This window comes from Salinivibrio sp. ML323 (assembly GCF_001995745.1).
Taxonomy (GTDB): domain Bacteria; phylum Pseudomonadota; class Gammaproteobacteria; order Enterobacterales; family Vibrionaceae; genus Salinivibrio; species Salinivibrio kushneri.
Genome location: NZ_MUES01000003.1, coordinates 180,189 through 201,265 on the forward strand (window position 1 = coordinate 180,189; position 21,077 = coordinate 201,265).

General features: G+C 49.4%; 20 protein-coding genes. 12 read left to right on the forward strand and 8 right to left on the reverse strand.

The genetic code is table 11. The features are described from left to right. Nucleotides 1-57 precede the first annotated feature (57 nt). Both BZG13_RS03760 and BZG13_RS03765 read left to right on the forward strand, forming a co-directional pair. Nucleotides 58-606 carry a hypothetical protein gene (locus BZG13_RS03760; protein WP_077485147.1) on the forward strand — a complete coding sequence of 183 codons (549 nt, stop codon included), beginning with the start codon at nt 58-60 and terminating at the stop codon, nt 604-606. Beyond that, nucleotides 594-1,373: an NRDE family protein gene (locus tag BZG13_RS03765; protein WP_077485150.1), complete on the forward strand. Its 780-nt coding sequence runs from the start codon at nt 594-596 to the stop codon at nt 1,371-1,373. Before BZG13_RS03760 ends, BZG13_RS03765 begins: the two co-directional genes overlap by 13 nt. On the opposite strand, the gene BZG13_RS03770 is transcribed toward BZG13_RS03765, so the two are convergent. Continuing rightward, nucleotides 1,341-1,850 (reverse strand): outer membrane beta-barrel protein, encoded by a 510-nt coding sequence (locus tag BZG13_RS03770; RefSeq protein ID WP_077485152.1) that lies wholly within the window; start codon nt 1,848-1,850, stop codon nt 1,341-1,343. The two genes, BZG13_RS03765 and BZG13_RS03770, sit on opposite strands and share 33 nt — an antisense overlap. A 223-nt stretch (nt 1,851-2,073) precedes the next feature. Between BZG13_RS03770 and BZG13_RS03775 the strand changes: the two genes are divergently transcribed. From BZG13_RS03775 to BZG13_RS03795, 5 genes are all read left to right on the forward strand, one after another. Continuing rightward, nucleotides 2,074-2,661 (forward strand): nucleoside triphosphate pyrophosphohydrolase family protein, encoded by a 588-nt coding sequence (locus BZG13_RS03775; protein WP_077485155.1) that lies wholly within the window; start codon nt 2,074-2,076, stop codon nt 2,659-2,661. A gap of 314 nt (nt 2,662-2,975) precedes the next feature. Continuing rightward, entirely contained in the window at nt 2,976-3,749 is a 774-nt protein-coding gene (fabI, locus tag BZG13_RS03780; protein WP_077485158.1) for an enoyl-ACP reductase FabI, read from the forward strand. Between the two features lie 56 nt (nt 3,750-3,805). Beyond that, nucleotides 3,806-5,227, forward strand: coding sequence for a bifunctional enoyl-CoA hydratase/phosphate acetyltransferase (locus BZG13_RS03785; protein WP_077485160.1), 1,422 nt, complete (start codon nt 3,806-3,808; stop codon nt 5,225-5,227). A gap of 3 nt (nt 5,228-5,230) precedes the next feature. Next, on the forward strand, nt 5,231-6,430 hold the full coding sequence (locus BZG13_RS03790; RefSeq protein ID WP_077485163.1) for an acetate/propionate family kinase: 1,200 nt from the start codon (nt 5,231-5,233) through the stop codon (nt 6,428-6,430). A gap of 193 nt (nt 6,431-6,623) precedes the next feature. Next, the gene (locus BZG13_RS03795) at nt 6,624-7,313 is read left to right on the forward strand and encodes a hypothetical protein (protein ID WP_069360930.1); all 690 of its coding nucleotides are present in this window, start codon (nt 6,624-6,626) and stop codon (nt 7,311-7,313) included. 32 nt (nt 7,314-7,345) lie between these two features. On the opposite strand, the gene BZG13_RS03800 is transcribed toward BZG13_RS03795, so the two are convergent. Further along, nucleotides 7,346-8,053, reverse strand: a complete 708-nt coding sequence (locus BZG13_RS03800; protein ID WP_069360931.1) for an SDR family oxidoreductase — start codon at nt 8,051-8,053, stop codon at nt 7,346-7,348. A 33-nt stretch (nt 8,054-8,086) separates the two neighbouring features. After that, nucleotides 8,087-8,818, reverse strand: coding sequence for a 3-oxoacyl-ACP reductase FabG (fabG, locus tag BZG13_RS03805; protein ID WP_077485165.1), 732 nt, complete (start codon nt 8,816-8,818; stop codon nt 8,087-8,089). A 208-nt stretch (nt 8,819-9,026) separates the two neighbouring features. On the opposite strand from fabG, the gene BZG13_RS03810 reads away from it, so the two are divergent. From BZG13_RS03810 to BZG13_RS03830, 5 genes are all read left to right on the forward strand, one after another. Then, on the forward strand, nt 9,027-9,371 hold the full coding sequence (locus BZG13_RS03810) for a hypothetical protein (RefSeq protein WP_077485168.1): 345 nt from the start codon (nt 9,027-9,029) through the stop codon (nt 9,369-9,371). Between the two features lie 297 nt (nt 9,372-9,668). Then, the gene (gene hppD / locus BZG13_RS03815) at nt 9,669-10,754 is read left to right on the forward strand and encodes a 4-hydroxyphenylpyruvate dioxygenase (protein ID WP_069360933.1); all 1,086 of its coding nucleotides are present in this window, start codon (nt 9,669-9,671) and stop codon (nt 10,752-10,754) included. A 224-nt stretch (nt 10,755-10,978) separates the two neighbouring features. Further along, nucleotides 10,979-13,246, forward strand: coding sequence for a response regulator (locus BZG13_RS03820; RefSeq protein WP_077485171.1), 2,268 nt, complete (start codon nt 10,979-10,981; stop codon nt 13,244-13,246). Nucleotides 13,247-13,397: 151 nt separating this feature from the next. Further along, a complete protein-coding gene (locus tag BZG13_RS03825; RefSeq protein WP_069360935.1) occupies nt 13,398-14,405 on the forward strand; it encodes a sphingomyelin phosphodiesterase in 1,008 nt (335 codons plus the stop codon). A gap of 272 nt (nt 14,406-14,677) precedes the next feature. Continuing rightward, nucleotides 14,678-15,820 carry an HDOD domain-containing protein gene (locus tag BZG13_RS03830; RefSeq protein WP_077485174.1) on the forward strand — a complete coding sequence of 381 codons (1,143 nt, stop codon included), beginning with the start codon at nt 14,678-14,680 and terminating at the stop codon, nt 15,818-15,820. A gap of 5 nt (nt 15,821-15,825) precedes the next feature. Here the strand turns inward: BZG13_RS03830 and BZG13_RS15625 are convergent, their stop codons facing one another. The 5 genes from BZG13_RS15625 to BZG13_RS03850 form a co-directional block, all read right to left on the reverse strand. Further along, nucleotides 15,826-16,269: a hypothetical protein gene (locus BZG13_RS15625; protein WP_443216351.1), complete on the reverse strand. Its 444-nt coding sequence runs from the start codon at nt 16,267-16,269 to the stop codon at nt 15,826-15,828. Beyond that, complete coding sequence (locus BZG13_RS15630; RefSeq protein WP_443216352.1) at nt 16,251-16,505, reverse strand: hypothetical protein; 255 nt, start codon at nt 16,503-16,505, stop codon at nt 16,251-16,253. Before BZG13_RS15630 ends, BZG13_RS15625 begins: the two co-directional genes overlap by 19 nt. A gap of 110 nt (nt 16,506-16,615) precedes the next feature. Then, nucleotides 16,616-18,787 (reverse strand): TonB-dependent receptor, encoded by a 2,172-nt coding sequence (locus tag BZG13_RS03840; protein ID WP_077485177.1) that lies wholly within the window; start codon nt 18,785-18,787, stop codon nt 16,616-16,618. Between the two features lie 370 nt (nt 18,788-19,157). Next, entirely contained in the window at nt 19,158-19,463 is a 306-nt protein-coding gene (locus BZG13_RS03845; protein ID WP_025744875.1) for a DUF496 family protein, read from the reverse strand. A gap of 276 nt (nt 19,464-19,739) precedes the next feature. Then, a complete protein-coding gene (locus tag BZG13_RS03850; RefSeq protein WP_069360940.1) occupies nt 19,740-20,669 on the reverse strand; it encodes a chemotaxis protein CheV in 930 nt (309 codons plus the stop codon). Nucleotides 20,670-21,077 lie beyond the last annotated feature (408 nt).

Genomic DNA, 21,077 nt, shown 5'->3' on the forward strand with positions numbered 1-21,077 from the left:
TCTGCTTGTATGAAGATGATGGCGCCAAATTGCCGCAACATGTACTAAGGTGAGGGTATGCATTCGAGTCTAACCAAAGCAGATAGTGCGATTATTCGTGGTAACCTGGATGTGGCTTATCAGGCACAGCAGCTACTGGCGAGTGTCACGAACGAAGCTTATAGTCGTATGCAGGCTGATGGGTTTACCAGCACCATTGGCCAACATATGCGTCATGCGCTTGATATGTATTGGGCCTTACACCAAGGAGAGGGCAGTGGCGTCATGGATGCAGATGCACGCCGGCGAGGCCATCGTGTAGAAACCGATAAATCGCTTGCCCAAGCTGAATGGCAAGCCATAGCCAGCTGGTTGCACACGCTGTCTAATCAACAACTCAAGCAGTCCATACACGTATCGACACAAGTCACCTTATATGCCTCCAACACAGTGACCACCCCCTCAACCATAATGCGTGAATTGATTGCAGTGGCCAGTCATGCCACTCACCATTTTGCTATGATGCGCACAGCAGCCCACGATCTGGGCGAAGTGTTGGATAAAGAGATTGGCATCGCCGCCGCGACAGCAAGTTATCAGCGAGAGCAACATCAATGTGCACGCTGACATGGTTGACCTCGGAGCAAGGGTTTGAGCTGTGTTTTAACCGTGATGAGGCACGTGGTCGAAGCCGTGCAATACCGCCGAAAATTTATCAAATCGCGGGGACACGCGTGCTCATGCCGATTGATCCTGATGGGATGGGAACCTGGATAGCGGCGAATGAGTATGGACTATTGGTCTGTTTGTTAAATGATTATCAAGGTCAGTCGTCTGTTGTGCCCAAGCGTAGTCGGGGTCAGCTGGTTAAATCCGTGGCCCGAGCACGTGACTTAACCCAAGTTGGGCACATCGTCTCTGCGCATACAATGACGGATTTTTCACCGTTTAACTTGCTGGTGTTTCGTCCCGCTTCGCCAATTGGAACGCCACCTGGGTGCCCGGTCCCAAAGGCGTGGCACTGGGATGGGCAAACCTTACAGCGTATTGAGTGTGTGCCACCTGTCGTGTCGTCTGCGGTGGTACCGGATGATGCGCGTCGAACCCGCTCAGCGCTATTGGCATCAAGCCTGCACGCGAGCCCTTCCGTGCACGACTTAATCCAGTATCATCGTAGCCACGAACCTGTATTAGGTAGCTTATCTGTTTGTATGCACCGAGATGACGCGAGCACGGTGAGCTTCACCCATATTCGCGTCAGCTCGGCGACGACCAGTATGTACTATTACGATGGTGCACCGTGTCGGGTTAGCAGGCCATTGGTCACTCACTTACCGCTGGTGACCGATAACATTACGCCGTTAAAAGCCAACACTGGTTCCGACACTGACTGAACTGGTTTCCGCGTCGCCTCTATCAGCATAGGTTAATTCAAACGCCATTTTAGGGCCAACGGTGGGTTGTAATTCAAATCCCACAGTGCCGGTGGCGCCCCAGCCAATATCTTTATCTGTGCCGAACTCAGTTTGATAGTAGTTGCCGCCACCGCGTAGATAGATATTGCCCATTGTCATGGGAAAGTTAACTTGTAACCCAACCGGAATATAGGATGAAGTCAGCTTGGTTTCGGTGCCATTCTCATTGTCAAAGTCAGCGCTGGTTTCGCCATACCCGGTATATAAGCTCGTATAATCTGTCACGCGTAAGGTGCCATTGACTTCCCAAGTGTGACCTGTCTCCGTTTGAGAGCCGTATTTTACGTCGGTGACACTTGCGCTAGCGCTGATACTGAGCGGGGAGGTTTGCGCTTGTGCGGTTGTGGCCAGCAACATGCCAACACACAGTGTGGCGAGCGATACATGTTTGGTCATAGTAACTATCCTTTTTGACCGAGCGTGCAATTGACATCATAGGTTCAGTATAAGAAGTTAACGGCGTGCGTACACCAAGCTTGAGCGATATTTGTGCTTTAACGCTGTCTGGTGACAAAGAATCATCAGGATCGATTTTAAGTCTTGATGAGCAGTGCTATTGTATTGCCCCTTGTCTTTCAGCATGAATGCATGCGTGTTTGTTTCTCAAAGGGCCCTATAAATGAAATTTGCTGTTCTCAATCAAGCGATCTACGACCACCTTTACCGTGATATTGAAGCCTTTCGCACCACCTTTGACTTGCCCTGCAATGATCCTGACTCTCTCGACGACAAGGCCGATGATTTGCACACGGCGTTGGCGGTAGAAGAGATGACAGAGCTTGCGGAAGCCGACTCGCTGGTTGAGCAAGTGGACGCTATTGTTGATAGTGTCTACGTGCTGATGGGGCGCGCTGTTCAAATGGGGTCGCGTGGCTATCGGGAACAACTCGAAGTGAGCTACATGGTTGATATCTTGCTTCAAATCGCCTCGCGCCTAGGTGTTGACTTTGTAACCTGTTGGGATGAGGTGCACAGCAGCAATATGAGTAAAGTCTGTCGCAATCAACAAGAGTTTGCCGATACCCAAGCGTTTTATGCGCAGAAAGGGATTGAAGTGATTGCCAGCCCCAAAGAAGATGGCATCATCGCTAAATGTGCCGCCGATGTCAGTGTGGACGGCAAGCTTATTCGTGAAGGCAAGGTGATGAAATCGGTTTACTACCGTCCCGCTGATCTTGCCAAGTGTGTGATGGCCGAGTTGGCGTAGTCCTACACTTCTCGCTTGCGTAAAACGCCACCGCTGATCGCGGTGGCGTTTTTGGTTGTGAGAAGAGAATACCGATTAGAGTGAAAGCTCTTATCGCCGTGATCCAAGGCGCGGCTGTCATAAAAAATTGTCAAAACTGTCTTTTTATCTAGCACGTCACTCGGCCTTTTTTCTTCTATACTTTTGCACCTAACGCTGATTTAAGTCTACGTTGAGGGTTTACAGTTGATTTAAAGTGGATGATGTCTGTTTTAGTGTAATCACTCAGGTTTCTGAGCGATGAACGCGTCGTTATCCAATGTAGGGAGAATATTGTGGAACATCCTTTTTCACTTGCAGGTAAAGTCGGCATTGTCGCCGGACTGGCCAATGAAAACAGCATTGCGTTTGGGTGTGCTCAAGCGCTGAGCCAAGCGGGTGCCGATGTGCTGGTCACTTATGGCACACCCAAGGCAGAGCGATTTGTGACCCCGCTCAAAGCGGCCATGGGCGATCCAGAACTGATGCTGTGTGATGTGCAGGACGATCGACAACTCGATGCATTATTTGCGCGTGCCAAGGAAAAATGGGGACGGGTTGATTTTGTTGTGCATTCAATTGCTTTTGCGCCTTTGGATGATTTACACGGTCGCGTGGTCGATTGCTCGCGAGAGGGGTTCTCGCTAGCGATGGATATTTCTTGTCACTCATTTATCCGTATGGCGAAACAGGCGGAGCCACTGATGTCTGATGGCGGCACGCTGTTTAACATGTCCTATTATGGGGCGGAGAAAGCCGTCGATAATTACAACCTTATGGGGCCTGTCAAAGCGGCGCTTGAGTCAACCACCCGCTACTTGGCAGCAGAATTAGGCCCAAAAGGGATCCGGGTGCATGCTATTTCCCCCGGCCCGATCAGAACCCGTGCTGCGTCGGGGTTAAAAGAATTTGAAGCCTTGGCCGTGGATGGTGAGACGCGCTCGCCCCTTCGGCGATTGGCAACCGTACAAGATGTTGGTCATGCTGTGGTGTACCTTAGCGCCGATGCCGGCCGTGTGTTGACGGGGCTAACCCATTACGTTGATGCTGGTCATCACCTTAGGTTTTAAGCGCAACGAGGCTAACACACACTTTTTTGACTTGATCGATTATTGAGGAGCCCACCATGTCAGGGACGAATAACGAGGAAGTCATCGAGAATAAGACGTACGATGAGATTTCATTAGGCGATGAGGCGTTTTTAGAAAAGCGCCTCACCATGGAAGACATTAAGCTTTTTGCAATCATGTCGGGGGATGTTAACCCTGCTCATGTGGATGATGATTTTGCTAAGAGCAGTCGCTTTCAAGAAGTGATTGCCCATGGTATGTGGGGTGGGGCACTGATTTCTACCGTACTCGGCACGAAACTACCCGGCCCCGGCACTGTCTACCTTGGACAAACACTGGCGTTCAAAGCCCCTGTCATGCTCGGCGATGTACTGCGCGTTGCCGTTCGTGTCGATAAAATGGACGAAAAACATCACCACATTGTGTTTGCCTGTCGCTGTGAAAACCAACGCGGTGATACCGTGATTGAAGGGGAAGCGCGCGTCCTCGCCCCCACCAAAAAAGTTCGGCGTCAACGCACCGTTTTACCTGAAGTGCGTTTATCTGAGCGCGGGCAATTGCATGCGATTTTAACCGCGGCCGATCACCCTGAACCTATGCACACCGCGGTGGTGCACCCAGTCGATGATAGCTCGATCCGCGGCGCGGTCGCATCGGCGAAACAGCAGCTCATTATTCCCACCCTCGTCGGACCTCGCGACAAAATAATGGCGGCGGCGGACAAAGCCGAGCTGGATATTCGTGACTTTGACATTGTCGATGCACCTCATAGTCATGCGGCGGCAGAAAAAGCGGTGGCCATGGCGCGTGCGGGGGAGAGTGAGGCGCTAATGAAGGGCGCGCTGCATACCGACGAATTGTTACACGAAGTGGTCAAACGAGAAGGTGGGTTGAGAACTGAGCACTGCCTCAGTCATGTGATGGCCTTTGATGTGCCGACCTACCCGCGCCCGCTATTTATTACTGATGCCGCCATTAATATCTATCCAGGATTGGCTCAAAAGCGCGATATTATTCAAAATGCCATCGAACTGGCTCATGCGATTGGCAATAGTCATCCACGGGTGGCGATATTGTCGGCCGTGGAGACCATTAACCCGAAATTGAATGCGACCCTCGATGCCGCGGCACTGTGTAAAATGGCGGAACGTGGTCAAATAACGGGCGGTGTCTTAGACGGACCGCTTGCGTTTGACAGTGCTGTTTCCGAGGACTCTCGCGTAACCAAAGGGATTGACTCCCCGGTTGCAGGGTGTGCGGATATTCTGGTGGCTCCCGATCTTGAGGCCGCCAATATGTTGATGAAACAATTGAGCTATCTTGCCGATGCTACCGGCGCGGGTGTGGTGGTGGGGGCGCGTGTGCCCATTATGCTCACCAGCCGTGCCGATGATGCACTAACCCGTATTGCGTCGAGCGCGCTGGCGTTGTTGCTTGCCGATCATCAACGCAAAGCGCTGGATAAGTCCAATAAGTAGGTGATGATGGCAAATATTCTGGTACTCAACAGTGGCTCGTCGAGTTTGAAATTTGCGCTATTCGACACAAAGACAGTGTGCAAAGGGAAGCCCGTTGCTGACCAAGCGCTTAGCCTGCAATTTCGTGGTCAGTTCTCGGGCCTAGGCACTGAGCAATGTGCGGTATTTGTTGAGGGGGAGACAGCAGCTTATACACCGCCGCCAGCGGAGGCGCAGGATCACCAAGCAGCGATGCTTTCACTGTTGACTTGGCTGGAACAACAAAGCCTGCTTGATAACCTCGTTGCGGTTGGCCATCGTGTGGTTCACGGTGGCACTTATTTCAAACAGTCCACTGACCTTGATGAACGCACTGTTAAATTGTTAGAAGCATTAACGCCACTGGCTCCCCTTCATCAACCTTACAGCTTGGCTCCGATCAAAGTCTTGCAAGCTCGGTTGCCTGGTATGCGTCAGATTGCCTGTTTCGATACTGCGTTCCACGCGCAGCAGCCGTTGGAAGCACGACAATTTGCCCTTCCTTACTCGATGTATGATAGAGGCTTTCAACGTTATGGTTTCCATGGCTTGTCCTATGATTTCATCTCGCGTTGCTTACCGTCGGTGATCCCTGACTTTGAGCCTGAGTCTAAGGTGCTGGTGGCACACTTAGGCAATGGTGCGAGCCTGTGTGCCATCCAAGCCGGACAAAGTGTGGCTTCCACCATGGGGTTCACTGCGCTTGAAGGCTTACCCATGGGCACGCGAAGTGGCGCCATTGATGCGGGATTGGTGCTGCACCTGATCACCGAAGAAGGAATGACACCCGACGACGTCAGCACACTTTTGTATAAAGAGTCGGGTCTATTAGGCTTATCCGGGATCAGCAGTGATATGCGCACTTTATTATGCAGTGATAAACCCAGAGCCAAACAGGCGATAGCGCACTATTGTTATCGAATTGCGCGAGAAATCGGTAGCCTGTGTGCGGCAATGGGCGGTGTCGATCATCTGGTGTTCACCGCTGGGATTGGCGAGCATGCTGCACCTGTGCGCGAGCGTGTGGTGGCACAGTGTGGTTGGCTAGGCATGCGCTTGGATGCGTCGGCCAATCAAGCCAATCAAGCCTGTATATCCGCATCGGATAGTCAGATCGGTGTGTGGGTGATCCCCACTGATGAAGAGCGTGTTATTGCCGCTGATTGCGCCGCGATGCTGCGATGATTATCGTTTCTTTGCGTTGTTTGCCGCCAATGGGAGGAGATATTGGCTCAAAACGGTTCAACGTGAATTGATGATTGCAGCGCCCGTTAGACGCTAAAAGTGTGATATTCCATACAAGATTTTTTCTAGGAGTGCACCGAGAGGGCGTAAATCGTTATGCTAGCGCCGAGTTAGAGGATGCAAGGATGTTGTTATGATGCGCTGGGTATGGATGAGCGTGTTATTGCTTAGCCTCACAGGTTGCGCGCAAAAGCTTGGTCGGCCATTTGATATTAAAAATCTGGCCAAGTCAGACATGGATTTAATTACCGATATTCACATTGCTGAAATTCGTGATCTCAGCGAAGCGCTCATCGTGAAGTTATATAAGCGCAACCCGCGCGAGCTTAAAAAAGTGCCTGGCATGACCATTGAAAAGCGTGTGGCGCAATTGATGACAACGGAGCGCCCTGACAATGGCTTTCGAGAGCTAGGGGGAATGGATGGTATCGCGCTGTTGCCTTTAGCCTTTTCAAGTGAATTTGAGGGCGACCGCGTGTTTGCGCTGATGGCTGGTGTTACTGGCATGATCAGTGCCAGCTATAATCATCAACTTGAGTTTTTTTTGCTCGATGATATTGATCAACAAAAACTCTATAACAGTGCGCGAAACCTAGAGAAGATCGCTTGGTTGTTGAATAATGAAAAGGACGACAACGGCCAACTGCTGTTGCTGAGTAATGGCATGGGCAAAAATGGGGTGCCCAATTACAGCTACGAACGCTTACTGAGTCAGATGATCATTATTCAAGATATGATGGCGGTGATGGTGGCAGACAGCACCAACCGTAATATCAATCAGGTTGTGCACAGTATGGCGTCGATGACGTTCTTCCCTATCTAATTAACGAGGCGGTGCAATCACCGCCTCGCCCCTTACCAGCCGATGTCTTGGCCTTGATAATCGATAAAGTTGCCGTTCTGACTGTCCGTGAGGGTATCGAGCACATGTTTTAGTCCTTGTGCCGATGTGGCGGTATCAATCAGGGCATTGGGTCCACCCATGTGCGTTTGTACCCAACCAGGGTGGAGAGCAATCGAACGAATGCCTTTACTTCGCAGGTCAATAGATAGGCTTTTGATCACAGCATTGAGCGCGGCTTTTGAACTTCGATAAATATACCCGCCACCTGATTGGTTATCACTCATGCTCCCGACTTTTGAGGACAAGAAAGCAAAAATGGGTGTATGGCCACTTTGGCTTGCCTTTTCAAGATGCGGGGTGAAATGTTCAGCGATAACCAGTGGTGCGATGGTATTGACCTCCAGCACGTCGCGCCATGCGGCTGTGTCCACTTCACCGAATTGATAGCCTTTGGGGCCATAAAGTCCAGCATTATTGATCAGCAAATGGATAGGTGTGTCGCTAAGCTGTGAGGCAAGATGCTGTATTGCGGTATGATCCGTTACATCCAGTCCGTGCGTGGTGAGTGTTGCGTAGCGGTTTTTTAATGTCATTAAGTGAGGCGCAGAGCCGGGGAAGCGGCAGCAGGCAATCACCTGCCAACCGTGCTCAAGGTACAACTCGGTGAGCGCTAGACCAATTCCACGGTTTGCGCCTGTGATAAGGAGTGTTGGCGTCATTGTTGCCTCATAGTGGCTGATTTGGTTCCACTATTATATGACTAATCCCCCGTCGACTTTAAGCGTCTGCCCTGTGATAAAGCTCGCGTTATCACTGGCGAGAAAGCTGATCGCATTGGCGATGTCTTGGGCGGTGCCCATTCGTCCCAGCGGGGTTTTTCCTTTCATCATCTCAATGACTTTATCGGGTAAGTTTGCTGTCATGGGCGTTTCAATAAAACCGGGGGCCACGCAGTTAGCGCGTATTTGTGCCCCATGACGGGCAAGCTCTTTTGACCAGGTTTTGGTCATGGCTATCACGCCACCTTTTGATGCCGCGTAGTTGGTTTGACCAATATTACCATCGGTGCCGACGACGGAAGACAAGCTCACAATCGCGCCTTTCTCTTGCGCTATCATCAGTGGCGCGATCGCTTGTGTCATGGTAAAGACGCCTTTTAGGTTAACGTCAATGACCGCGTCCCAGTCACTTTCGCTCATTTTGGTGAGTAGGTTGTCTCGGGTGATGCCAGCATTGTTCACGAGTATATCGATCACTGCGTGTTGTTGGTGCAGGGTCTGCACCCAATTCGCGACAGCGTCTTGATCGCAAACATCCAGCGCGACGGGCACGATAACCGCATGCGTCTGCCAGTCTTGCATGTTGTTAATATTCCTATCTAGTGCATAAATTTTGGTAGCGCCTTGCTCAACAAAGGTTTCAACAATCGCGCGGCCAATCCCTTGTGCGGCACCTGTAATGACACAGTGTTTACCGGTCAGCATGGTGTTTCTCCTCATTATATTCATCGTGATTTTCTTGGGCGTTGGGTCACCTAAGCCCCTGCTTCTGCGTTGGTATCTCACGGCCAACGTGAGATAACGTGCAACAACTAGGCCAGTGGTGACATCCTCTATAGTAAATAGAGATATCAATTTGTGGGCGTATAGGCTAAAATTTAATCAAGTTGTCACCGTGTTCGAGAGAGGACCTATGCCGACGTCAATCAATTCGCAACCTTTAGCGCAGCAATACATGCAGCGCCAGCGCGATCGTCAAGATGACCAGGTCAATGGCGGTCTCAATAACTCGATGGGCGTGCAAGAGCGTGCCGAGCTGATCCGTAAAGAGCGGGAAGAGCAAAAAGAAGCCGCTGCATCGGGCGAGCAGCGTGAGGATAAGCGTGATTATCAAGCTCTCATTGATCGTGTTGCGGAACAAGAAGCGCAGAAAACGCGCGCTGATGCCTATAACCAACAGCAACAAGCGTTGATGGATCAAGTGCAAAAAACCATCACACCCAATGGCCAGCAAAATAGTTATAGCCTCAAGGTGTAATCCTTTCATCCGCCCGCTTTTTGGTCGCCGCCTCTGGGCGGCGTTTGTGTCTTTGCTGTGTGGTTTTTATCTTGCGTTGCAAAAATGTAAAACAAAGCAGGGTGTTGGTCGCTATTCTTTACACTTCTAATTGGCTTAAATCCCTAATAAAACGCGGCTATCAGCCTTTTTCTCTCACTGTTCAGTATAAGTGACACCATGGGTTAACAATTAGTTAACCTGTTGTCCGCCTGTCTTCTCTAGTCCCAATCACCGTCTAATGCTATCTCTAATGCTACACACAAGGAGGAAGCGATTATGACGTCAACCATGCAAGCACCTGTCAAAACGATTAATCCATTGGGCACAGATGGATTTGAGTTCGTCGAATACACAGCGCCCGATCAAGCGGGGATTGATGCGCTTAAAAATTTGTTCTCACTGATGGGTTTTGCCGAAATTGCCAAACACAAACACAAGGATGTTTGGTTGTATCGTCAGGGAGACACTAACTTTATCGTCAACGGTGAGCCTGAATCACAAGCGCAAGGCTTTGCCAAGCAGCACGGTGCGAGTGTCAACGCCATGGCGTTTCGCGTTCAAGATGCGGTACACGCGATTGCGTATGCGGCTAAACAAGGCGCCAAAGTGGTTGAACCAAACATCGGTCCAATGGAGCTTAGTATTCCCGCGGTATACGGCATTGGTGATTCATTGCTTTACTTTGTCGACCGCTATGGCGACCAAAGTATTTATGAAGTCGATTTTGACTTTTATCCAGATTGGCAATCGCGCCTGAAAGAAGCGGATGCAGGATTGAAAGTCATCGACCATTTAACCCATAACGTGGATATTGGCAACATGGACGTGTGGGCTGACTTTTACGAGCGTATTGCCAACTTCAAAGAGATCCGGTTTTTTGACATTGAAGGCAAAAAGACTGGGCTAAAGTCGCGTGCTCTGACCGCGCCTTGCGGAAAAATCCGTATTCCCATCAATGAGTCAAGTGATGACAAGTCACAGATTGCAGAGTACTTGAAAGAGTACAACGGTGAGGGGATCCAGCATATCGCCATGACCACCGACAACATCTACCAAACCGTGCGGACGTTACGTCAACGAGGTATGGCATTCATGGATACGCCGGACACCTACTATGAGAAAATCAACGAGCGTGTCAACGGCCATGAAGAAAGCATCGACGAGTTGCGTGACACCCGTGTATTGATTGACGGTGACGTAGACAGCGGCATCTTGCTGCAAATTTTCACCAATACTGTTATTGGGCCGGTCTTCTTTGAAATTATCCAACGTAAGGGTAACCAAGGCTTTGGCGAAGGTAACTTTAAAGCCCTGTTCGAGTCTATCGAGCTGGATCAAATGCGTCGTGGTGTACTGGACTAACTGAAACGGCCTATAACAAACCCGCTTGGGGCAGCGATACGGGTTATCCGGATAAACTGACTCCAATCGGTAGCGTGTCATTATTTGTAGACATTGCGTGTGGCAGGCGCTCCCTTGGGAGCGCCTTTTTTGTCCTTTTTCGCCTACTAACTAGGACATTTCTCGCCCAAAACAAGATTAGACTCTATGATTAGCAGAGAAGCTTTGCCACTAAAAAGGTGATTATGAAGGTAGGTAGCCCCCTGACACGCCCTTCGCTTTCTGCGGGAATCGTTACCAAGCTAGCCTTAAGCTGGACCGTACTGACTGCATTGTTTACGGCGCTTCTCCTGCTGGGCGATTACCAAACGCACAAAGCAGATGTCGAGCGCGCCTTGCAACAGGTAGGCAACAGAGATCTCAGTGCGATGACTGGGCATCTATGGCGTGTGGAAACGCAAGCTTTTGAGCAACAGATAGAGCAGCTCATCGCCCAACCTGAGATTGACTATATCCATGTATATGATGCCGATGGCTCGTTAATTGAGCGCGGCGTGGAGCCTGCTGCACAGTCGTTGCAAAAGCGTTGGTCGTTAATTGCAACCGACGAGGAGAACGAGTATACCCTTGGGCAACTTGAGGTGGCGTCAAATTACACGGCGTTAAACGCCTATTTTGGTGATAGTGCTCAGTGGGTTTTTCTTGGATGGTTGGCGGTGTCAGGGTTGGGAATTATCAGCTCTATGTGGATTGTGCGCCGCCACTTAGATAGGCCGTTATTGGCGCTACACCAGCAAGTTAACCAGTGGGAGAATGGCATACCCACACCGATTCAGGTTCCACGCCAATTTCATCATTGGCGGGGTTTTGAAACGCGTTATAACGCCATGATCACAGCGCTAGGGCAACAACTGACGCAGCTAGAGGACGCGAAGCACGACGCTGAAAAGGCCAGTCAAAAGAAAAGCGAGTTTTTGGCCAATATGAGCCATGAGATCCGCACACCAATGAACGGCATTATTGGGATGGCCTCACTGTTAAAGAGCACACGCTTAAATGACGAGCAACAAGAGTTTGTCGAGATGTTAGAAACGTCGTCGATGTCGTTATTAGATATCATTAACGACATCCTCGATTTCTCTAAAATCGAAGCAGGTAAGTTAGAGCTAGAACCGTTAGAACTCAATATATTTGAGTTAGGGAAAGATCTCGAGAACCTGTTCATTCTTCGTGCCAAGGAAAAGCAACTCGCCTTTCGCTGCGAGATAGACGCTGATATTTCCCCATTGTTGATCGGCGATGCACCGCGATTACGCCAAGTGATGATTAATTTGGTGGGTAATGCAATCAAGTTTACTGAGCGTGGAGAGGTGGTTGTCTCTATCAAGCAAGTGAGCGACGAGGATACCGCCAGTGTGCTGCGTTTTGAAGTGAGCGATACCGGGCCAGGCATTCCCGTTGAAGAACAAAGCCGTATTTTTGGTAAGTTTGAACAAGGTGATTCTTTAACCGCCGCCGCTCGAGGCACAGGGCTGGGGCTTGCGATCTCACAGCAAATTGTCAATTTAATGGGGGGGCGAATCACCCTCAACAGTGAAGTGAATGTGGGCAGTCTATTTACGTTTACCGTGCGTTTTGAGTGTGCGGATATTCCTTTAGCCACGCCGGTCGAGGCTTATCTTTTTGCCGGTGCGCCGATGTTATTGGTAGACGATAGTCGTTTAAACATGCGCATCACCACGGCACAATTGAGCAACCTTGGTTGCCAGGTTACATGCTGCATGCACCCGGATGACGTGATCCCTTTAATTCGCGAACGCCTGGATAGCCACTATCCCTTTAAAGTGATTTTACTCGATAAAGTGATGCCCAAAATGGATGGCTTTCGCTTGGCAGAACAGATCATTGCTACATTTGCAGATAAAAGTCCTGCGATCATGATGTTAACGGCGGCGCCTGATGCATTAGATAAGCCGCGGATTGAACGCTCAGGCATAGAGGGTTACTTAGGGCGTCCCTACCAATTTAATGACTTAAAAGCGCATTTGGTGCGGATCTTACAACAGCGACAACCGACACTGGGGGTCGTACGCTCTACCGGAAAAGGCACCTCACTGGCTGGGTTGCATGTCTTAGTCGTGGAAGATTCCAAAGTTAACCAACGAGTGACTGAGGCGATATTGACTCAGCTAGGGGTACATGTCCGTTCGGCTGCCGATGGTGAGCAGGCGTTAGCGCTATGGAAAAGCCAACCTTTTGATGCGATTTTCATGGATTGTCAAATGCCTGTGATGGACGGTTATCAAGCCGCTGAACACATCCGGGCACAAGAATCACGCTTTAACCGAACCCCCATTATTGCACTGACCGCGAATGCGACAACGGAAGACAAGGAAGCGTGCTTAGCCGCGGGGATGGATGATTATATTGCCAAACCTGTTAGGCAGCATGAGCTTGCGACCATGCTGAGAAAACATACCTTTACCTCGCAAACCTACTTAGTGACGCATTAATGGCGTAATACAAGGAACGTGATATTAGTTACAAAATTATCAGAAAAAGTAAACAAATACTGGGGCGTCTCAAATGATTTTCGTTAGGCTTCTAATCTTTTGGTGGGCGAAACACCGATAACAATTAGAAAGCAAAACGAAAAGAGGAAACATGAAAATCAATAAACTGCTCTCAACGGCAGCGGCGTTGCTGCTTAGCCTCAGTGCGCATGCGGGTCAGCTTAATGTTATGGCGTATAACATTATGCAACTCAGCAACCTACAAGACTGGGATCAAGCTGAGCGTGCAGCCCGTCTGCCGCAAGCCATTGCCGACATGGACACGCAGCCTGATGTGATATTGGTGAGCGAGGCCTTCAACGCTGAAGCTGAGCAAGCGATGAATCAGCTTGCAAGCCTGTACCCTTATCAAACACCGAATGTCGGACAAGACTGCAGCGGAGAAGGTTGGGATGCGCTGACTGGGGATTGCTCCAATTCTTTATTTGTCGTGCGTGGCGGCGTGACGATTCTCTCCAAGTACCCCATTTTGACTCAGAAAGCGCACGTTTATCATCACAGCCTGAAAGGTAGCTGGGACTACCAAGCCAACAAAGGCTTTGCATACGTCGAAATTGACAAAGAAGGCGAAGCTTTTCACCTAATTGGCACCCATTTACAAGCCACGCATGATGGGATGTCTGATGAGGAGCACCAAGTGCGTCTGGGTCAGCTAGGTGAAATTAAAGACTTTATCGACAAGGCGGCGATCCCTGCTGACGAGCCTGTGATTATTGGTGGTGATATGAATGTGGAGTGGAGCCGCCAAGATGAAATTAAAGACATGAAAGCAGCATTAAATGGCGCATTACGCTTCACCGAGCCGGAAGTAACGTCTTTTTCTGCCAAACACAATTGGTTTACGAAAGCGAACGCGTATCACTTTGACTATGATCTTAACTACAACACCACACTCGATTATATTTTGTGGAGCCGTGATCACGCCGTGCCCGCCAATCAACCTGAGATGCAGGTGGTACAGTTAACCGCTAACGACCGTTGGTATTGGGACTACCTTGAAGGCGAGTGGCCGCAAGCGGCTGGACAAACCTATCATGATGGTTACTACAATGAACTCTCTGATCACTATCCGGTCATGGTACAGTTTGAATTTGAATAATTTCAGCGCTTGATAGATCGCATTGATATCGGGCTTAACCATGTTGAGCCCGCTTTCCCCACCCTCCATAAACGTCAGCGAGACACGGCTTATTTCTGCGCTTAGCCCAAGACAGTCTGGAATTTTGGACTACGCTTATTGAAAGGATCGCTGGGCATCTCATCTTGGATAACGCTTCATAGGGACACGCCGCGGCGTTGATGATTCTCTTATTGGCGACCTAGCGATAGTGTTAAGGGGCTTGAGGACAACGATCAGAAGACGAGGGAAGCATGACTAGGCCGCGTTTCCATATCATCTATGTTGACGATGACGAACTCACATTAAAGGCGATTGGTCGGGAGATTCGCCGCTTGAAACCAAGTTGGGCTATCAGCTTGATCAAGGATCCTACCCAGTGGGAGAAAGGCCTATTAGATGATCAGCCCCCGTCTTTGGTGATCAGTGCTCTCTTGATGTCCAAGCTCAAAGGGGATGCATTATTAGACCAAGTTAGGGCACGCTTCCCGGGTACGATACGTGCGCTGATAACAGGGAACACACGCCAAAAAATTACTGAATTAGCAACGCCCAGTGTGCACTTCGTCTTACCCAAACCCTTCTCTGAAGATGACTTCAATAATGTGCTGAATAGTGTTGAGCGTCTCCATAAGTTGCCGATTGATGCTGAAACGCGTAACCGGTTGGTCGGTATTGAGGACTTCCCCGTCTTGCCTGACTGTGTGCGCCGTTTACGTGCCACGATTAATGATCCCGATTCGGACATGGAACAAATTGCACGAGTGGTCAGTGAAGAGCCTCCCTTAGTTGCCCGACTTTTACAGCTTGCTAATTCTGCTTATTTGGGCTTTCGAAACCGAACATGGTCACTAGAGACAGCGATAAATCGATTGGGCATTCAATCGGTCGAGTCAATTGCCGCGACAATGGTGGGACATAATGCCTTTAAGCACTTGTCCACCCAAGAACACTATGCGGTGGTGGATGAACATATTGAACTGGCTAATGTGAGTAAGTCGCTGGGGCTATTCCTCGGGTATGACAAAGCGCGCGCAGAGCGTTTGTATCTTGCATCAGTGTTGTCTGCGTTAGGGGAGCTAATGGCGCGAGAGCTTGGCTGTCGTGACAATGGCTACAATCCCATTTGCGATTTACCCGTTCGTTTTGATAACGCGCTCGTCGTCTCGAGTTATATCATTATTTTGTGGGGCTATGACTATGAGTTTGCAGAGATTGTGCTCGCAAGTGGTGCCATCCCATTGTCCCCTGACAGTGAGCGCACCAAGGATGGGGCGCTATTGCATTACTGCCGTCAGTGGATTAATGCGAACGATATCGACAAAGCCAAGCTTTTACAGTCTTGGTCGGCCAATATTGGCGCGTTTTTTACTCAATCGTATAAAGAGACGATTTGAGTGCGTCAGATCGTAATATGACGGCGTTTTTTCTGTGCATATAGCATAAACATGTAAGGGGCTCGTGAAGGATATTTTTTACCCGCGCAGTGAGGCATCATGCTGACAGCGATTGCTCCTAATAGTGGCAGTAATAGCATTAACGCCAGTGACGCGTAGGGGCTGATCACTAATACGGCTGAGGCAATCAACGGGCCAGCTAATCGGCCGAGGCTTAAGCCAATACTAATGGAGGTGATCGCTTGCATACGACGCGCCTCACCGGCGAGTAACACGGCCCAATGCTGATTAGCAGGCACCATCCCTGCGACCGTTAAGCCGTAGATCACCCGAGCCAGTACCGCAAGCGCCAACCAAGGCCATGGGTTAGCGCTGCTCTGTGCGCCCAGTGTCGCTGCGAGCAATAACGCGAAGCTAATCGCCATGCCGGCTAGTGCTTGCAGGACCACAAACTTAGGACCATATTGGTCGCTGATCCGTCCCAAAATGGCGCGGCAGGGAGAAATAACACGCTTCCTACAGCAATAATCACTGCCCATGTCGACAGTGAAAAGCCACCTTGCGCCACCAGTAGGGGGAGCGAGACCAAGAGTCCGTTCTGACCGATGCCCATCAAAGCCGCAATCAAGGTCAAGGTGATCGGTTGCCACCTGGCGGTTTGTTTCGCGCTTTTAGGGTGTGTCATCACAACTCCTTACAGACACGGCTTACTGGGCAATGTTGTGGTGCAACCATGGTTGAAACACATTGGGAGAAAAGGCGCCCAGCGAGGACTGGGCGAGAAAAGGAACATAATTAGAACGTGGCGCTGTAGCTTAAGCTAAAGGTACGGCCGACACCGGCGTAGTTGAATAGTTCGTCTAATCCATAGATCTTTTGTGCTTTTTGACTCCAAATGGTTTGATATTGCTTATCGAATAGGTTTTGAACACCAAAGTTAATCTGGCCGACTGGCAAGGTGTAGTAACCATTAAGGCCGACTAACTCGTAACCTTCTAGTTTATATCCTGCTTCGTCCGACAAATCGCCGACATGCTGGAGGTTGAGCTCGGTGCCCCAATCGAAGTTATCGTAACCCACTGCCGCCATCGCGGTAGAAGGGCTGGCGTTTTCGATAGTGAGATCGTCCCAACTACCTTGGTCTTTCACTTCGCTTTGCACTAAGTGACCCTGTGCTCGGCTATACCAAGCATCAGTGAGGTAGTATTTGATTTGCCCTTCCAAACCATAAATACGCTTTTTGTTGCTATTTAACTCTAAGCTAGCTTTTTTATATTTATAAGTCTTATCTGAGAGGGAGTAATACGCTGCAAGCTGCGCATTGTAGTCTTGTTGCTGGGTACGCCAACCGAGCTCAAAGGAGTTAGTTTTTGCACCGTCGAGCGGCGTGTTGGATACACTCACATAGTTTCCGTCATGATTTCCGGTTTTATTGTAATCGGCCTGCCCATAAAATTTTCCCGGATCGGGCATATTAAAGCCCTGGCTAAAGTTAGCCCACACTTGTTGGTTGTCGGTCAGGTCATACTTGAGTCCCGCATTCGCAAGCCAAATATCTTTATCCGTCGTACCACCGGGGATAGTATCTGCGCTGTTGAGTGGACTAACGAGTATTTTCGCTTGTTCTGCAAAACCGATAAAGTCATCGCCTTTATATTTGGTATACTGGTAGCGCAATCCGGCAAAGGCATTGAGCTTATCGTTAACGGCCCAATCCGCTTGCGCAAAAATGCCTGCGTTTTGGGTCGTAAAATCAGGGTAACGCCCAACATTGCCTAGATGCTTAAATGTGAGTCCGTTACTTTCTAGACTTGCAGCCTGCTCGTAGATCCGCTGAAATGCGTCAAACTTTTCTTGGCTAAGATCGATACCATAGTTTAATGTCAAATTATCTAACGACTTTTCCAATAATATCTTAGTTCCTAGTACCTGATTGCTTTGCTCAGAGGCACCAAAGCGGCTGAAGTTAAGTTTTTTGATTGGGAACGGAAAGAACCCAAAAGTTTCTTTGCGGTAGTAAGTTTGGGCAAGCAGTGAATGATTTAATACGTCAGAGTGACGGTACTGGACATTCAACATCAAGCGTTCAGTGAAAGGTTGTTCATCAAGCTCTAACCCATTTCTGCGCTCTACTGGCGTTGTCTTCAGGTTATTCAGATTCTGATACCAAATCCCATAATCCGTATCCTGCTGACTGTCATAGTATTGCGCGGTTAGGGAAAGGTGCTGTTCGTCATCAGGGCGGTAATCGAGGCTACCCATCACATCAATGCTGTCATTGAATTGGGTATCGGTTTGGGTCACATCAGGCAGGATAGGATCGCCATTGCCGTCGTAGGCTGCACCTTTACCTTCATACGCGACGGACAAACGCCCTTGCAAGCTATCACTGCCGCCGGAGACCGCGACCGCGGCTTGCTTGGTGAGATCGTCGCTGTTGTTGAACCCAGTGGTGACGCCAGTCTGCACCTCGAGTTGCGCATCGCCCGCTTCACCGCGTTTGGTGATGATATTGATAATACCGCCGGTTGCGCCTGCGCCATAAATGGAGGTCGCGCCTGATAGTACCTCAACACGCGCAACATTAAAGGGGTCGATACTATCCAGCTGGCGGCTGATGGTGCGAGCGGCATTCAGAGCAACGCCATCAATCATGATTTGCGCGCTGCGGCCACGTAAATTCTGTGAGGCGTTGGTGCGTGCGTTGGTGCTGCCAAAGTCAAAGCTTGGGATCAGCTTCCCGAGCGCGCCTTTTAATGACTCACCGCCTTGAATTTCACGGGTTAACTCTTCATTGGTGATCACCCAGTTAGTGCTGGCGGAATCGGCGATGGTCGTTTGAATCTTACTACCGGTTACAATGATGGTTTCGGTATTGGCCGCAGAAGGGGCGGCATGGGCGAGATGGGCGCTGATCACTAACGCCAGCGGCGAGAGTGAAAAGCCGACTGCTTTTATGGTGTTCATAATTATCCTTATACGTCACAACCCTGCAGGGCATGATGAGGCTGCGTCCCTGCAGTACTTCTTCGTCACTACCTTAACTCCAAAATCAAATGATAATGGATATCATTATGATTATTGATCTTTGCTAACGATGTCAATACATTGATAACCGAATTGCCATATTTCACCTAAATTGTTGAAAAATAACGTATAAAAGGCGTAGTAAATGTAAGGGATTAATAAAGATTGTTCTGATAGATATCAGTGCTCAGAGGTACGGTGGCGCATCAATGAGGTCAGGCGTTTTCGTGTGGGGAAGCGAGGGAAGCTAGGAGGCTTATCAAAAAGGTCTACTGACTCGTAGACCTTTTGTTGTTTTGTGCTCGCGGAATTACTTACCGCTCTTACTTTGCTTGGTTAACTCTTTGATAGTGCGGCTGATTTCACGGCGCTGCTTAGAGATCTCCGCATTTTTGATGATGTGGTCATCAACGCGATCTTCATAATCGCCTTTCATGTTTTTGATGATCTCAACGATTTCCTCATACGACATCTCAGGCTGGATGTAGTCGAGCAAGTTTTCTAACAACACCACCCGCTTTTGGTTGTCGCGGATTTTCTTGTCGTTGTCCTGGATTTCGCGCTTCAATTTGTTCTTTTGTCGTGAGTGCTTAACAATCTCGTATACGCTGGTCATAGTAGTCGCCTTCTATTTTTTGAAGTATGAAAAAATTAAACCACAAGCGCTGCGGCAAACCCAGTCTTTTTGCGCTTGAAGTGGGGAGTTTTTAAACACTTGAATAAAACAGGCGGGTGAAGAAAAGACATGGTGAGGCCTGTTTATCAACAACCCCATTCAGCTGGCTAAACCGTCACCCTACCTTCTTCGCTAATTGATGGTGGCAACGATAACAGGTGAGCATTGACAGTGTCATGACACATATCAAGGCTCACCGATAATGCGGCCATACCCTTAGTAATCGGTTGGACTGCCTTCGAGCTTGACCGATGAGCCCGATGTTTTCATCATTGCGCCGCGCAACATGGCCTGTACCAGCTCAGTGGCATCGAATTTCGTCAGTGCTTCGTGCGCCCCGACTTGTTTCGCACGATCAACACTGATATCACTCGATAGTGAGGTATGGAGGATAAGATACGCCTCGGCGAGTTTATCATCGCTGCGGATTTCAAACGCTAACTCATAGCCATCAATCCCAGGCATTTCGATATCGCTGACAATGATATCAAATGGCTTGCCTGCAGAGGCGGCATTTTTCATCATTTGCAGCGCTTCTAAGCCATTGTTGGTGACAAAATAAGGAATATTGATACTGTCGAGTGCCTCTGAAAGCTGTCGCCTAGCGGTCAGTGAATCATCCACCAAGAGGATATTCATCGGTTTAAGCTTTTCACGATCCACGTCAGCCAGGATGGGGTGTAATTTATCAGGCGCAGAGGGGAAAATGTGTTCCATGATGTACTCCACATCGAGAAGCTGCACCAGCTTATCGTCGATGTGCATCACCCCGGTTAAAAAAGCACGTGTTCCCAAGGTTTCAGGGGGCTCGGAAATAGAGCGCCAGTCGCACTCGCTGATTTTATCGATACCACGTACCAAAAAGCCCATCACCCGACGCTGACAGTCGGTCACGATAATGTAGCAAGACTCCCATTCTGACTTAGCAACGGGTTTGTAGCCAATCGCTTTTGCCATATCAATGACAGGGGTGGCGATGCCACGGAAGCTAGTGGTTCCGATCACCGTTGGGTGAGATCCCGGCAAATCCGTGAGCGGCTGAAAGGGGATGATTTCTCGTACCTTTAGCGTCCCAATCGCGAAAGATTGGGTGGCGGTAAGGCGGAACATCAACATGCCTTGTGCTTGATTCGCTTTGCTCTTCATAGCATCACTCTGCGTGTTATCGTCATTCTTTTGAGTATGGTAACAGTGTTGTCTTTGATCACCTATTCTTACCCCCAAGGATAGGGCTAACGGGCGAAAAGATAAAACTTTTGCCTGCTATTGTCTCATATTTGACACTTATTGATAGTCTCATTTAAACGTGGTGTATACCACGCTTTTTAGCCATGCCTTTTGCTAAGATAGTGAAAGATATAGACTCGGTGAGCCAGTCATTTAGGCGTCACCTTACGCAAAGAGGTTGCCTGTGGCTGTATCTTACCTAAAATAAGAAAGACACACGCTTTTTGTCACGGGACGTGAAGTCACAGTGCAACGCGACACAAAAGCCCCCAACATTGAGGCACGTTAGCAAGGGTTTACGTGTCCGGATAAATGCGAATGAGCAGT

What these genes read in the sequence shown, in the direction of transcription:
- BZG13_RS03790 (WP_077485163.1), top strand. Translation starts at nt 5,231, where the DNA reads ATGATGGCAAATATTCTGGTACTCAACAGTGGCTCGTCGAGTTTGAAA.
- fabG (WP_077485165.1), bottom strand. Translation starts at nt 8,818, where the DNA reads ATGCTGACCGGTAAACACTGTGTCATTACAGGTGCCGCACAAGGGATT.
- BZG13_RS15630 (WP_443216352.1), bottom strand. Translation starts at nt 16,505, where the DNA reads ATGACACACCCTAAAAGCGCGAAACAAACCGCCAGGTGGCAACCGATC.
- hppD (WP_069360933.1), top strand. Translation starts at nt 9,669, where the DNA reads ATGACGTCAACCATGCAAGCACCTGTCAAAACGATTAATCCATTGGGC.
- BZG13_RS03770 (WP_077485152.1), bottom strand. Translation starts at nt 1,850, where the DNA reads ATGACCAAACATGTATCGCTCGCCACACTGTGTGTTGGCATGTTGCTG.
- BZG13_RS03785 (WP_077485160.1), top strand. Translation starts at nt 3,806, where the DNA reads ATGTCAGGGACGAATAACGAGGAAGTCATCGAGAATAAGACGTACGAT.
- BZG13_RS03760 (WP_077485147.1), top strand. Translation starts at nt 58, where the DNA reads ATGCATTCGAGTCTAACCAAAGCAGATAGTGCGATTATTCGTGGTAAC.
- BZG13_RS03765 (WP_077485150.1), top strand. Translation starts at nt 594, where the DNA reads ATGTGCACGCTGACATGGTTGACCTCGGAGCAAGGGTTTGAGCTGTGT.
- BZG13_RS03775 (WP_077485155.1), top strand. Translation starts at nt 2,074, where the DNA reads ATGAAATTTGCTGTTCTCAATCAAGCGATCTACGACCACCTTTACCGT.
- BZG13_RS03830 (WP_077485174.1), top strand. Translation starts at nt 14,678, where the DNA reads ATGACTAGGCCGCGTTTCCATATCATCTATGTTGACGATGACGAACTC.
- BZG13_RS03795 (WP_069360930.1), top strand. Translation starts at nt 6,624, where the DNA reads ATGATGCGCTGGGTATGGATGAGCGTGTTATTGCTTAGCCTCACAGGT.
- BZG13_RS03820 (WP_077485171.1), top strand. Translation starts at nt 10,979, where the DNA reads ATGAAGGTAGGTAGCCCCCTGACACGCCCTTCGCTTTCTGCGGGAATC.
- BZG13_RS03800 (WP_069360931.1), bottom strand. Translation starts at nt 8,053, where the DNA reads ATGACGCCAACACTCCTTATCACAGGCGCAAACCGTGGAATTGGTCTA.
- BZG13_RS03810 (WP_077485168.1), top strand. Translation starts at nt 9,027, where the DNA reads ATGCCGACGTCAATCAATTCGCAACCTTTAGCGCAGCAATACATGCAG.
- BZG13_RS03825 (WP_069360935.1), top strand. Translation starts at nt 13,398, where the DNA reads ATGAAAATCAATAAACTGCTCTCAACGGCAGCGGCGTTGCTGCTTAGC.
- BZG13_RS03850 (WP_069360940.1), bottom strand. Translation starts at nt 20,669, where the DNA reads ATGAAGAGCAAAGCGAATCAAGCACAAGGCATGTTGATGTTCCGCCTT.
- BZG13_RS03840 (WP_077485177.1), bottom strand. Translation starts at nt 18,787, where the DNA reads ATGAACACCATAAAAGCAGTCGGCTTTTCACTCTCGCCGCTGGCGTTA.
- BZG13_RS03845 (WP_025744875.1), bottom strand. Translation starts at nt 19,463, where the DNA reads ATGACCAGCGTATACGAGATTGTTAAGCACTCACGACAAAAGAACAAA.